This is a genomic window from uncultured Mailhella sp. (assembly GCF_905187505.1).
Taxonomy (GTDB): domain Bacteria; phylum Desulfobacterota; class Desulfovibrionia; order Desulfovibrionales; family Desulfovibrionaceae; genus Mailhella.
In genome coordinates this window covers 1-13,194 of the sequence record NZ_CAJJIC010000059.1, presented here as the reverse complement: position 1 = coordinate 13,194, position 13,194 = coordinate 1, and the positions used below count along the sequence as shown (strand labels likewise).

The following is a 13,194-nucleotide window of genomic DNA, read 5'->3' as shown; positions in this document are numbered from 1 at the left end:
GCGCGCCATGGCGGGCGTGGGCTCGTCCGTTCTGTCCGCATAGGTGGCCTCGAGCATGGGGCGCAGGTCCTCCGGCAGCGTGACCATCGTTCTGCCGGTCCAGACTTCCAGCGTTCGGGCAAGCACATAGGGCGCGTACACGATTCCGGAAACGCCGAAGGCCGCGGCGGGAGAGGTCTGCGCCTCTTTGAGCGAAGGGCAGAGCACCCACGCTTCGCGCCGGGCTTCGGCCGGGCGCTTCGTGCCTTCGTGCCGCCACAGTCTGCCCATGCGCTGAAACAGCATGTCCGTGGGGCAGAGCCTCGTGACGAGAAAATCCGCGTCGATGTCGAGCGACTGCTCGAGCACCTGCGTGCCCACGAGAATGCGGCCGCAAAGACCGCGATCCGCCGAGTCCCTGCCGTAAAGCGCGGTCCAGCGCTCCTCGTTTTTCTGCCGGTCCGAGGGCGTGAAGCGGGAATGAAGAAGTCCGGCCTCCAATCCCGTGCCGGCCGTGCGCGCCGCAAAGAAGCGGAACGCGGCCTGTGCCTCGGGCACGCTGTTTTCGATCCACAGAACCTGCTGTCCCTGCCCGGCGCGCATGAGCGCCTCTTCTTCCGCCTCGTGGTCGGAAGCGTCGAGGCAAAGCCGGACGCACGCACGTTTGGACTCCCTGTCGGGCACGGTGAACGTGCGGACGGCAGGCGGCTCCTCGGCCGTCTTTTCCCCGCAGCCGACGGCCGTGATGAGCGGATAGGCGCTTCCGCCTGCGTCTTTGCAGTCGAGCATCCGGGAGAGGCGGGCGCGGGTGAGCGTGGCGCTCAGAAGGATGATGGTGCAGCCCAGGCGTTCGAGGTGCCGGATGAGCGAGTCGAGCAGCGTGCCGGTATAGGCGTCGTAGGAGTGCACTTCGTCGAGTATGACCACCTTGCCCGCAAGCCCGAAGCTGCGCACGGCGGCATGACGCACGTTGATGACGCTCATGAGCGCCTGATCCAGCGTGCCCGCGCCGAAGGGCGCAAGAAGGCCGCGCTTGCTCTGCTCGAACCACGACGAGGCGTTCTCGCCCCTGTCTTCGTGCGTGGCGTAGAGCCATGCGCCGCCGTGCAGAAGCAGCGTTGCGGCATTCCGGCTTTCCGGCGTGAGCACGGCGTGAAGAAAGGGCAGAAGCCTGTCGAATATCTTGTTTGACGTGAGTCTCGTGGGCAGGGCGAAGTAGAGTCCTCCCGCCGCGCCCGTCGCAAGCAGCCGGTAGGCCGCAAAGAGCGCGGCCTCGGTCTTGCCCGAGCCCATGGGCGCTTCCAGCACATAGACCCCCGGTCCGGTGACGGCCTGCGTCATGGTCTTCTGCACGGCGTTCGGCGCAAACCCGAAAACGTCTTCAAAGCGCAGGCCGGGCACGAAGGATGCCGGGCGAAAGCCCGCCTCGGCCACGGCGCGCGGCGCAAGCGGCCGCCAGTCCTCGGCAGGGTCGTCGAACATGGGGCCCGAGCCTATCCAGTCGGCCACGGCAGTGAAGCCTGCAAGCAGCGTCTTTTTTTCGGCGGAGAGGCCTGAGGGCAGGGCGCGGCCGCCGCACAGACGGGCGATGAGTTCGAGGCGGGAGTTCTGCCACGGGCGGCCGCCGCAGATCTCGTCGTCTGCCGAACAGGCCTCGGGGACAGCGCCGTGATGCCGTCCCGCGATGTCGGCGACGGACGGGGAGGTTTCCATGAGCGCGGCCTGACTCACGGAGGCGTGCCCGAGCTTCTTCGGCATGAGGCGGAAGGGCTCGAGCGCCGGGAAGTCGGAGGACTCGCCGGTGACGCCGTGTATCATGCCCTGAAAGCAGGGGGAGACTTTTCCGACATCGTGCACGGCGACCACAAGATCGCTGTTTTCGGGAAAAAGACGCGCCGTGCAGGGCGGCAGCGCGGCCATGAGCGATCCGGCCACGGCGCCGGTGATGCGGCAGTGCTCTTCCACCGTGCGGCCCGGAAGCGTCACGCCGTCCTTCACGCGGCTTTTGGCAAGACATTCTTCCAGCGGGATGACGGGCGTCTCTTTCGTTTCCGCGCGAGCGGCTTTTCGGCGCAGCATGAGCGTGTCCTTGCGTTGAGGGGAAGGCCGTCGGCCCTTCGTTCCGGCAGCAGCGGGAGGCACGCGCCGACCGGGGCGGGAAGAAGGACGGCATGTTCTTTCATCGTAGGGCGGGGGCGCAGGGGCGTCAAGGCGGAAGAGGGAAAAGCGGATTCTGCCGTGCCTTCGGACGCGCGTCGTTGTGCCGGAGAGCGTTTTGTTTTAATCTTCCGAAAAAAGGCCCGGCCGTGAGAGATCGCAGGGGCGGCGTCTCCCGTTTCCGGTTCCCCGGCGTCCGTCCCGGCGATGTCTGCGGGAGACTTCGGCAGGGCCGCGTCGTTCAGAGCCGTCGTCTTGTGCGATGTTCAGAGAAAGGAGTCATGCCATGAGTCAGGATAAGCAAATACGTTTCGCAGAGGAGATTCCCGCCGACGTGCGTTCCCGCGCGAGAGGCTGCCTTCTCGGACAGCTTGCGGGCGATTCTCTCGGCAGTCTGGTGGAATTCCGTTCGGCGTCGAGCATACGCGCGGAATATCCCGGCGGCGTGCGTCAACTTGCCGACGGAGGGCCGTTCGAGCTTATTGCTGGTCAGCCCACGGACGATTCGGAAATGGCGCTGGCCATGGCCCGCCGACTCGTCTCCGTGGGCCGCTACTGCGCCCTGCGTACGGCAAAGGCGTATCGCGACTGGCTGAAGTCCGATCCCTTCGACTGCGGAAACACCATTGCCGCGGCGCTGAAGGGTATGCCCAATCCGGCAAGTCAGGCCAACGGTGCGCTCATGCGCGTAAGTCCGCTGGGCATTTTCGGCGCGGGGCGCAGCCGGGCCGACGTGATGAAATGGGCAAAGAAGGATGCCGCCATCACGCACGCGCACCCCGTCTGCGCGCAGGCCGACGCCCTGTATGCGGCGCTCGTGGCGCAGGCCGTGCGCGAGGGCGGAAGCGGCGAGCGTCTCTATGAGGAAATGCTCGCCTCCATGAAGCGCATGAAGCTGGAACCCGCCCTGCGCGAAGCCGTGGAAAGAGCCGCGCAGGAGCCTCCCCGCGACTACGTGTCTCAGATGGGCTGGGTGCTCATTGCCCTGCAGAACGCGCTCTGGCAGATGCTGCACGCGCCGTCCTTCGAGGAAGGCGTGGTGGATACCGTGATGCGCGGCGGCGACACCGACACCAACGCCGCCATAGCGGGCGCGCTGCTCGGGGCCGTGTACGGCGAAGAGGCCGTGCCCGAAGCGTGGCGCAGAACCATTCTTGCCTGCCGCCCCGAAGCCGGGCGGCCCGGCGTGAAGCGTCCCCGGCCGGAAGCGTACTGGCCCGTGGATGCGCTTGAGCTTGCGGACGCGCTGCTGGAGACGGGCTGGTCGAAGCGCTCCGCCTGAAAGCGCCATGCCGCAGAGGCATGGCGCCGGGGGCTCGTTGCTGCCGTCGTCTTGCCGAAAGGCGGACAAAAGGGGCAGGGCGGACGCGAGAGCTTCGTGCCGGAGCGATGCGGCACGGCTCCGGGCAGGGGCGGCCTGCCGGAGTTTCCCTCCGGGAAAGTCTTTTTCGGGATGCCGTGCGAAGCCGTGAGGACAGCCATGCTCAAAAAGCATTGATACCCATGAATCATAGGTATTTGCTCTTTTATGAGGCGTGCTTATAACTATGCGCAGAACATTCATGGGAGAGCCGGTATGGACATCATAGAAAACAGGACATTTGATGAAGAGAGGGCGCTTTACGGGCTTCGGCACGTTCTGGTCCGGGACTGTGCGTTCACCGGGCCCGCCGACGGCGAAAGCGCGCTCAAGGAATGCGAGGACGTGACGGCCGAGCGCTGTCTGTGCAATCTGCGCTATCCTTTCTGGCACGTGCACGGCCTTGCGATCAAAGACTGCGACATCACGGAGAACGGACGCGCCGCGCTCTGGTATTCCGATCATGTGGACATTGCGGACTCAAAGATGCACGGCATCAAGGCGCTGCGCGAGTGTCACGAGGTTTCCGTGAGAAACTGCGACGTCGTGTCCAACGAGTTCGGCTGGTTTTCGCGCTTCTTCCGCATGGAGCACTGCACGGTGAAGGGCGACTATTTCATGCTGCACGCGGCGAATCTCGACTTTTCAAACGTGCGCTTCACGGGAAAGTACGCGTTGCAGTATCTGCACGACTGCACCTTCGAGCACTGCGACATCACGAGCCGCGACGCCTTCTGGCACGCGATCAACGTGACGGTGCGCGACTGCGTCTTGAAGGGGGAGTTTCTCGGCTGGTACTCCGACCATCTCACGCTGGAGCGCTGCCGCATCATCAGTTCGCAGCCCCTGTGCTACTGCACGAATTTGAAGCTCGTGGACTGCGAGGTGGTGGACTCCGACCTCTGCTTCGAGAAGTCCGACGTGGACGCCGTGCTCACCGCGCCCGTGGACAGCATCAAGAATCCCCGTTCGGGGCGCATCGTGCTCCCGGCCGTGGACGAGCTCATTCAGGAGGGAGACTCCCACGCCGAAATCGTCATCACGGGCGGCGCGGACAACAACGCCCGCGCGTAGGCTCTGCAAGCTGGTGCGGAGGCTCCCGTCCGCCTGAACGGACGGGGAGCGGATATCTGATAATGAAAAGGGCGCTGTCGGCATGACGAAGGCAGCGCTCTTTGCGTCTCTGCGGAACGTGAGAGGCCGGGAGCCTGGGACCGGAGGGCGGGGCCGCGGCGCGCGCAGGCCGGGAAGCGAGAGAAGCCGTTTCCGGGGGCGCGTTGCTGCGTCATGCCCCCCGGCCTGCGGGGCAGGGGAGCGTGAGGCGACATTTCTTTTTGCGGAGCCTGTCCCGTTTTTCGTCGAGGACCGCCGGGAGCCTGGGACCGGAGGGCGGGGCCGCTTTTCCGACGAAAAAAAAGGGCCGGAGAGCTGTCCTCCGGCCCGTTCGGAACGCTTTTGGCGTTCTTGTCCGTTACTTCACCCGCACGTTGCCTTCCCACACGAGGCCCGCTTCCGGCAGCACCGGGAGATAGGTGAGCCACTTGTGGCTCTTCATGACCTCGGGGTCCTGCTGCATCTTGCGGTTGAATTCCAGAATGGGCGGCACGATGTCCTTGATGTCGCCCGCGAGGTTCGCCGCGATGCCGGCGTTCGTGGCCTCGAGGCACAGATCAATGGCCTTCTGGCTGTATTCCATGGAACTCATGAGCGTGTCGAGCGCCTTGGAGGGGTTGTGGAAGCCCACGCTGTTTTCCGCGGAAATGAGATCCCAGAAGAACTGACCCTTGCGCACCATCTCGCGCGCCGATGCCATGAGCTTCTCGTAGTTCGCGTTTCTCTCGCCGGTGAACTCGTTGGCCAGACGCACGGCTTCATGCGCCTTCACGCTGGTTTCCTGCGCCTTGAGCAGCTGCCGGAAGGTCTTTTCCTGAATGTCGTGCACGCGGGCGCGCAGGAATTCGGGCGTCTTGTCGGAATGGCAGGTGCGGCAGGCGGTAAGTTCGGGATCCTTGAGCGGCGAGGTCCACCAGTGGCTCGAGTACTTCTTGCCGTCCTGCTTCACGTAGGGCATGTGGCAGTCCGCGCAGGACACGTCCGCCGCGCCGTGAGGACCGTTCTGCCAGGTCTCGTACTCGGGATGCTGGGCCTTGATGATGTTCACGCCCGAAACGGCGTGCACGAAGTCCGTGAACGGACCGTTGTTCGCGCCGTGCGTGTTGTAGTATTCATACATGTCTTCGGGGTCGAAGCCGTTGTCCCACGGGAACACGGGCTTGCCTGCCGGTCCGTTGTCCTTGTGGGTGAAGTAGTATTCCACATGGCACTGGCCGCACACGAGACTGCGCTTTTCGTTGCGCGAGAGCGTGGCCCAGTCCTTGCCGCTCCGGGCCAGCCAGTCCTTGAGCGGAACGGAATAAAGCTGGAGCTCCATGGTCGTGGTGTCGTGACAGGTGGCGCAGCTTATGCTTTCGTTCATCACGTCCACCTTGGTGCGGTACTCGTTGAAGTCGCGGCTCCACACGCCGTCGCCCTCGGCCGCCACCCACTGCGAAATCGCCGGAACCTTGCAGTTCCAGCAGGTGGTGGGCATGTTGCCCTTGCCGTCCGGCGAGTAGCGGTTGATGCGGTCGATGTCGAGAATGTCCTTCACCGCATAGGTATGACCGCGCGCCTCGTTGTACTCGTACATGAACGGATAGCCGAGCCACAGATTCTTGAGATACGGCTGTCCCGCACGAAAGCCCTTCGGCAGAGGATTCACGTTGTCGTTCTTGCGGAAGTTCACCGAGCCCTTGTACTCCGTCATCACGGAGCTTTCGTCGTTCTGCCTGTAGGAGGCGTACTGGAGCGGAAACGCCTTTTCAAACCTGGAGGCGTCCAGCGTGTTCGCCGGAAGACCGCTCTGGTAGACCGGGGTTTTCACCTCATAGCTCTCGTCCTGACAGCCTGCGCTGATGAGCGAACAGGCCAGCACGGCGCCTGTCATGATCATGTTCATCTTATTCATCTGCCGCCTCCCTGAAGCTGACGGGGGTTTTCTTCTGATGCGCCATGGCACGGTGGCAGTCCACGCAGTAGGGTTTCGCCATCATGACGTTCTCGTTCGCGACTCTGTGACAGGCGCGACAGTTGGCGTTGACCACGTCCCTGGTTTCCAGCCGCGCGAGAATCGGAGCCTCCTTTCCCTGGAGGTTCGCCACGAAGTCGCGCAGTCCTTCCTGTGCCTTGAAGGGCAGCTTCGCCAGCAGATTGTGCGGGGCATGACATTCGTTGCACGTCAGATCCGCGTGCGGCGACTGACTGTGCGTGAGCGCGGCCTCCCGCATGACGTGACAGGTGGAACAGAAGGGCCTTGTGTCGGAATACTGCATTCCGACGGCCGCCAGGATCACCAGTGCCGCTCCCAGCACCGTGCCCGCAAGCAGCAGTTTCCATGGACCGTGTCTGGATGCTTTCATCGCTCTCCTCCCTGGGTTATGAAAAAACACGGCCCTCCAGTCATACCTGGCGCAGAAGAAAATAACTGTGATTTAAATCACAATTGGCGGAAACTTGCAAAAGAAGCGCAGAAAAATTTCGTTCAGGCAGGAAAACATGACGAAAATCACGGCAAGGCTGCGGAGCTTTGCGTACCTTCGGGGCGCGGATTTTCGCAAAGCTCCGTGCTGCGGAGAAGACTGCGGGAGACCGGCGGAAGAGGTGGAGGCCGTCCATGCCTCTTTCCTGAGAAGCGCAGGCCGGGGCGCCGAGACTGCCGGTCTCCGTCTCGGGGCGGGGCGTTTTTCCGTCTCGGGGCGGGGCGTTTTTCCGTCTCGGGGCGTGTGGCCCTTCGTTTCGGGGCCTGTGGCTTTTCGCGGCGCAGGCTCCGGGAGCGCCGGTCGTCCGGAACCTGCGGCGGAGCGCCTTGCCCAGGCTGGGAACGGGGGCGCAGACGCGTTTCGCCCTTTGGCCGGACGTCTCCGGGAGGGGATGGCTCGGCATGGCCGGAATCCCGTCGGCCGAGTCGGCGGGACGGCGCAGGAGCGGGGCGTTTGTCTGCGCGTTTTGCGATGCCGGGCGTTTTTGCGTGCCCGCGGCAGGCGGGCGGGAAAGCGACCGCATGGATCGTGACGGAAGCGGCCGGAAAACGGCACGGAAAAAAGGAGAAAGAAGCATGATGACGCCGGATGACGACAGACAGGGCAGAGGGGCGCGCGCCTTCGCCGCGCCCGCTTTTCTTGTGCCCGCCTTTGCGCTGGGGGCCGCGCATCTGTGGCGTTCCGGCGGCGCGGGAGGCGCGGCGGCGTGTGTGCTCTGGGCGCTGGCCTGCTTCGGGCGCAGGGCGTGGATGCGGCCCGCATCCTTTGCGGCGCTCGTCTTTCTGGCCGGGGAATGGGTGCGCACGACGGAGGTTCTCGTGCAGGTGCGTCTTGCCATGGACGCGCCGTGGATGCGCCTTGCCGTCATACTGCTTGCCGTGGCCGCCTTCACGGTGACGGCCGCCGTGCTCGCATGGACGGGGCCGGGCCGCGCATGGTTCTGCAGAGGCAGGGACAAGGCATCCATGCAGGCGGCGGCCTTTCTTCTTGCCGCCGTGCCGCTTTTTGCCATGGCGCGCTTTGCCCCGCATCTTCTGCTTCTCGACAGGATTCTTCCGGGCTTCGGCATGGTGCAGGGGCTTCTTGCCGGCTTCTGGGCCGCGTTCGTCTGCTCCCGTCTTGCCGAAAGAAAGGCAGCGACGCGAGCAAGGCTGCGGGCGTGGAGGCTGTTTTCCCTGGTCTTCTTCGCGCAGTTCGCTCTGTCTGCGGCGGGCTGGTCTCTCTTTGCCATGACCGGAAAGCTGCACGTGCCCGTTCCCGGGGTCATTGTCGCGGGAATGCTCTACCGCGGCACGGCGGGATTCATGCCCTTCCTTTTTGGGGCGTCGGTGCTGCTCGTCGGGGCCGCGTGGTGCAGTCATCTGTGCTATTTCGGCTCCTGGGACGCGTGGGCCGCCACCGCAGAGAGACCGGCGCGGCATCCCGGCCCCCTGCGCTGGCGTGTCTTATCCCTGCTTGTGGCATGCGCGGCGGCGCTGCTTTTTTCCTTCGGCAACGTGCCGCCCGCCACGGCGGCGATCTGCGGCGCGGCGCTCGGTCTTGTCATGGTTCCCGCGGCGCTTTTCGTCAGCCGCAAAAAAGGCTGGGCCGCCTACTGCACCCTCGTCTGTCCGCTGGGGCTTCTTGCCTGTCTTCTGGGGCGTCTCTCCTTCTGGCGCGTGCGCACGACGCCGCGCTGCACCTCATGCGGCGCGTGTACGCGCGTCTGCCGCTACGGCGCGTTCGATGCGGCGCGTCTTGCCGCCGGAGGGCCGGGCCTTTCCTGCACGCTGTGCCGCGACTGCCTGAACGTGTGCCCGCACGGCGGTCTTTCCCTGCGCTGGCTCGGCATGGGCGCGGGCGGCGGAGCGGAGAAGGGCTTCGTGGCGCTTGTTTCCGCCATGCACGCGCTGTTTCTCTTCTCCGCCATGGTGTGAGGGGGGGACGCTGCTCCGCGGCAACGTACGGCTTCGCTTGGGATCCGTTTTGCAGAAGACGGGGGTCTCTCGCCCGGCCGTTTTTCTTCAGGCCGTTCAGTCCGCCTCTTCTATGATGAGCGTGTCGCCGTTTCCGGCGTTCACAAGAGGCGCGATGTCCGAGGTGATGCGGCCGAGGCGAATGAGCCCTCGCGACCAGGAAAAGTCGCGGTAGAACACGGCAAGATTGCCCCACGGCGCGTAGTAGGCAAGGTCTCCCGCCACGGGCGTCACGCCTTCGGGCGCGTCCTTTTCGGAAAGACGGCGGGGAAGGTCGCTGATTTTTTCCGTGCCGTTGAAGTCGCGCATGTTAAGCGTGAGCGGCAGCATGGCCCGAAAGTCGCGCGCTGCGGGCGAGTCCTCCAGCGTGGCGGACAGCACGTTCCCGTTGATGGTGAGGCGCAGGGCGCTTTTTTCCGCCGCGTCCGCGGAAGCGGACGACAGGGCGAGCACGGCGAGGGAGCAAAGGGCGGCAAAAACTGGTTTCATGGATCGTTTCTCCTCTAAGATGATGGCGGATCGTTCGGCTCTTCATGATGCGGAGCAGGCGGCGTGTCGTTTCTGACGGGCGTGTCGTTCCGGCAGGGACGCGCCTTGCTCGACCCCGCACAAGAATCCGGGAAAAAATCCGGGGACGGCGTTCGCCGCAGCGGCGGAACGATGCCGTCATGTCCTTACGTTATGATGGGCAAGGCGGCGAAAGGCAAATACTTGTCCTGCATGGCGGTCATAGCAGAAAGGCATGAGCGCGGGGCAAGGCTCCGGCCTGCGGCACGGGGCCGGAGGGGGCGCTTTTCTGCAAGGCCCGCGGCCTGCCCCGATCACGACGAACATGATGCGGAACAAGCCCCGGGGACATGGCCGGAACGTTGTCGTGTAAAAGAGAGTGTGGCAACGTTGTTGCTGATTTTTGCCGACATGACACCGGCGTTGGCTTTTTTGCGTCCGTCCTGCCCGCGGCACGGGGCCGGGGCGGCCTGTCTGTCCGAAAAGGCCGGGCGGCATGGTTTTTGCACGATGAAGGACGGAAGGTGGTTCCGGTCACGTCGCCGTGCCGCCGCCGTTCGTCGCCTTGCGTCTCCGGTCGTTCCATGTCATTGTGGGAACGTGGCATTCCGTCGGAAGACGCAGCGGACGGGGAGAGTGTCCGGCGCGTCGTTTGCCGCGGCGGTCGTGACCGAGGTCGGAAAGGATTGATCAAACATTGGTGGAGGAATCATGAGCAAACCCATCAGCCTGACGTTCGGCAATCTTGTGCACCTTGCCACGCACATGAGCGATGATGCGAGCATCGTGGTCAAGGACGGCGGCTTCAAGACGCAGGGCAAAATAGGAACGTTCTTCACGCTCAAGAGCACCAACCGGCACGCAGGCAACGTGCTTTTTGCCGCCGTGCGTCAGCAGTACGGCGACACCGTGGCCGACGCGCTTGCGCCGCGAATGCGGGTCTTCCGACAGGAGGGCAGGCCGCTCAGCGCACGGGCTGCGCGCGACATTCTGGCCGACGCCGCCGCCATGCACGAAGGGCTCGGCCGCATCAACGAGGACATGGCGCGTCATTTCGTTCTGGCCAACGACGGTGCCGGGGACACCCGCAATCTCGACACGGCCTTTGACGCCTTCTGCGCCTCTCACGCCGTGAACCCCGCCGACCGTCAGCAGCTCAAGAATCTTTTCGGTGAAGCCCTGCTTCGTGCCGCAGGGCAGGAGAACGGAAAGCTGCTTTCCTACGCAATGCTTGCCGACATGGTGAAGGACGCCTCGCTTCCCGCCATGAAGAAGGCCTGGAACGCCGTGCAGGCGCAGCGTTTTCTGGACGGCGGAGGCGTGGATCAGGCCGTGGATGCCTGTGCCGCCGGGCTGGGACTCGACAGCGCGCAGAAAACGCAGCTTAGCAGACTTGCAGGCATGGCGGTGCTGCATGAAGCGGAAATGTCCGCGGAACAGGGCCGCGATTTCGATGCTCAGGCCGTGTCGCGCGCCGTGTCCGAAGGTTCGCCGGCCATGCTGAGGAATTTTGCCTTTGCCTGCGGCAGAGATGTGAAGATCGACAATGTGGCGCAGGACATGATGGCCTGGGCCACGCCCGGGACCGCGGCGGACATAGCCGCGCTTTGCGTGCGCGCGGCGAATTTCGGCGGCATTGCGGCAGGTTCGCTTCTCGTGCAGAGGCTCGGAGAGATGCGCGCCGCTCAGCCGGAAGGTCCGCTCAGCCGGGAAACGATGTGGCAGGGCTGTTTTCGGGAAGCCATGCCCGGCAATCTCAAGGACGTGAGCTGCCGCGACTTTGCCGATGCCTTGTTCGGCAGACTGGCCGCCATGTTCCGGGAGGTGAGGCCCGCAGATCCCACGGCCGATTCCGTCGGCATGACCACGCTGGCCTCGGGCATATCCATGGAAAAGACGCTCGAAAGTCTGCGCGGACCCGTTGTGCTGACCATGAGCGACTTCGTCAACGTTCCGCGCCTTACGCCCGTGCAGAATCTCGGCACCCTGCAGGAGGTGGAAGCCTCTCTGGCCAAGGACATCAAGCGGCGCGGCTCGCACAACGCTCTGCCCGGATACATGCCGACCGTCAGCTTCGGCGTGGCCGGGGGCGAGGCTGAGACCGTGCGCATTCAGGATGCGTCCGGCATGTCGGACGCGGATCGTGCGGAATACGCGGCGGGACGGCCTTCGTCCAGAAGTCACCTGCTTGCCGAACAGGCGCTGCGTCTCTGCGCGGGCAACGAGGTGCAGGCCCGGCAGGTCATTCAGAGCATGGGGCAGAGCGGCGCGTTTCTCGTGCGCTCCAACAGTTCCGTGACCGGCATTTTTGAATCCGAACATTCCCCGCTGGACATCGACGTGCGTCGTCAGGCCGACGGCAGCGTGACCATGCGCTTTTTCAAGCCCGACGCCTCGCCGCTGGACATTGATTACACCTATGTTGTCATGCCCGACGGCAGCAGCCGACTTGTCGCCTGCCGCATGCAGGCCAGAGCCCCGCAGCCTGCCGCCGGGTAGCAGCCCGCCTTCCGGTCCGGGCCGGAAGGCGCCTCCTGCCTGAGAAGCAGAGCCGTCGACCGGCAGAAACCGGCTTTTCCCCGCCCTGAAACGGCGACAGACGGGGCCGGGTCTGAGCGGGGCGTCTTTTCCCGGCGTTCCGTCTGGAAGGCGCGCTCTGTCTGCGCCGTTTCGTTCAACCCCGTAACGTCATGTTGAGGATATGACCATGTCTCACGCCTTTGCCTCCCTGCTTGACACGCTGGCGCCTGTGCTGGGCCTGCCGGAAATCACCGTGCGCGAGGACGACCCTTCCTGTCTGCTCGTCATCGACGATTTTGAGGTGAGCCTTCGCTATCTGCCCGGATCGGACGCCGTCATGATGTTCACCGTGGTGACCCCTCTGCCGGAACGCGGGCGAAACGGGCTTTTTGCCGCGCTTCTTGACGCCAACACCTTCTTCCGCGGCACGCAGGGCTTCACGCTGGCCGCGCGCGAGGATACCGGCGTCACGCTTCAGGGGGTCATGTCCATGCGCGTGCTTGACGGCTCCAGCGTCGTTTCGTGGGTGCAGAACTTCGTGGACGTGGCGCAGCACTGGCAGGGCGTGTGTTTGAACGCCGAAGCGCCGGCGTCCGACGAAGCTCCCGCCGTCTTTGCACAGGATATGCTGCGCGTGTAGCGGACGCAGGATCTTTTCGGAATGTGACGGAACGCTCCGCGCCTTCTCCCCGAAAGAGGCGCGCGCTTCGTGCCCGTCTTCGCCGGTTGCCTGCTCCGGCACTTCTGAGGAAAATACTTAAAGGCGGCCTCACCCTGCGATATCTGTTTTTGAGTCGATCCGGCGCTTCTTTCCGCGATGGAGGGGAAACGTCGTGTTCAGGGCTCCGTCCTGACTTTGTCCCTGACCCGGCTCCGCCGGAATGTTGAGGAAGAGAACATGGCTATTGTGCTTTCATGGCGCTGGAAAAGAAATCCCGAACGCCTGCTCAGAGCGTGGGGCATGCCCTCGCCCGTGCACTCCTCGCGAGAAGAAAAGGAGTTTCTCCGCAGGCTGGACGACGCCCCGGACGATGCGCTCGGCGATTTCTGTCTGGTCATGGGCGGCTTTACGGACGCCTTTTTCGGCCGGGCCTACGCGCTCATGCCCGAACTTGCCGAGCTGCTCGGCCCGGGCTTC

At 64.4% G+C, this 13,194-nt stretch carries 10 protein-coding genes; 6 read left to right on the top strand and 4 right to left on the bottom strand.

Translation table 11 applies throughout. The annotated features are described in order from the left end of the window. Nucleotides 1-2,058, bottom strand: a 2,058-nt coding sequence (gene cas3, locus QZZ60_RS06905) for a CRISPR-associated helicase Cas3' (protein ID WP_295639721.1), incomplete at its 3' end; no start/stop codon positions are given. 364 nt (nucleotides 2,059-2,422) lie between these two features. Between cas3 and QZZ60_RS06900 the strand changes: the two genes are divergently transcribed. Both QZZ60_RS06900 and QZZ60_RS06895 read left to right on the top strand, forming a co-directional pair. Beyond that, nucleotides 2,423-3,418: an ADP-ribosylglycohydrolase family protein gene (locus QZZ60_RS06900; protein ID WP_295639718.1), complete on the top strand. Its 996-nt coding sequence runs from the start codon at nucleotides 2,423-2,425 to the stop codon at nucleotides 3,416-3,418. Between the two features lie 294 nt (nucleotides 3,419-3,712). After that, nucleotides 3,713-4,570 (top strand): DUF3737 family protein, encoded by an 858-nt coding sequence (locus QZZ60_RS06895; RefSeq protein ID WP_295639715.1) that lies wholly within the window; start codon nucleotides 3,713-3,715, stop codon nucleotides 4,568-4,570. 397 nt (nucleotides 4,571-4,967) lie between these two features. Here QZZ60_RS06895 and QZZ60_RS06890 read toward each other — a convergent pair whose 3' ends face one another. Both QZZ60_RS06890 and QZZ60_RS06885 read right to left on the bottom strand, forming a co-directional pair. After that, nucleotides 4,968-6,503, bottom strand: a complete 1,536-nt coding sequence (locus tag QZZ60_RS06890) for an ammonia-forming cytochrome c nitrite reductase subunit c552 (protein WP_295639712.1) — start codon at nucleotides 6,501-6,503, stop codon at nucleotides 4,968-4,970. Beyond that, nucleotides 6,496-6,954: a NapC/NirT family cytochrome c gene (locus tag QZZ60_RS06885; protein WP_295639709.1), complete on the bottom strand. Its 459-nt coding sequence runs from the start codon at nucleotides 6,952-6,954 to the stop codon at nucleotides 6,496-6,498. Before QZZ60_RS06885 ends, QZZ60_RS06890 begins: the two co-directional genes overlap by 8 nt. A 695-nt stretch (nucleotides 6,955-7,649) precedes the next feature. Between QZZ60_RS06885 and QZZ60_RS06880 the strand changes: the two genes are divergently transcribed. Continuing rightward, on the top strand, nucleotides 7,650-8,990 hold the full coding sequence (locus QZZ60_RS06880) for a 4Fe-4S dicluster domain-containing protein (RefSeq protein ID WP_295639707.1): 1,341 nt from the start codon (nucleotides 7,650-7,652) through the stop codon (nucleotides 8,988-8,990). A gap of 96 nt (nucleotides 8,991-9,086) precedes the next feature. Here the strand turns inward: QZZ60_RS06880 and QZZ60_RS06875 are convergent, their stop codons facing one another. After that, complete coding sequence (locus QZZ60_RS06875) at nucleotides 9,087-9,518, bottom strand: cyclophilin-like fold protein (protein WP_295639705.1); 432 nt, start codon at nucleotides 9,516-9,518, stop codon at nucleotides 9,087-9,089. 729 nt (nucleotides 9,519-10,247) lie between these two features. On the opposite strand from QZZ60_RS06875, the gene QZZ60_RS06870 reads away from it, so the two are divergent. The 3 genes from QZZ60_RS06870 to QZZ60_RS06860 all read left to right on the top strand — a co-directional run. Then, the gene (locus tag QZZ60_RS06870; protein ID WP_295639702.1) at nucleotides 10,248-12,035 is read left to right on the top strand and encodes a hypothetical protein; all 1,788 of its coding nucleotides are present in this window, start codon (nucleotides 10,248-10,250) and stop codon (nucleotides 12,033-12,035) included. 208 nt (nucleotides 12,036-12,243) lie between these two features. Next, a complete protein-coding gene (locus tag QZZ60_RS06865; protein ID WP_295639699.1) occupies nucleotides 12,244-12,696 on the top strand; it encodes a type III secretion system chaperone in 453 nt (150 codons plus the stop codon). A 258-nt stretch (nucleotides 12,697-12,954) separates the two neighbouring features. Further along, the coding region (locus QZZ60_RS06860; RefSeq protein WP_295639697.1) for a hypothetical protein at nucleotides 12,955-13,194 on the top strand (240 nt) is incomplete at its 3' end.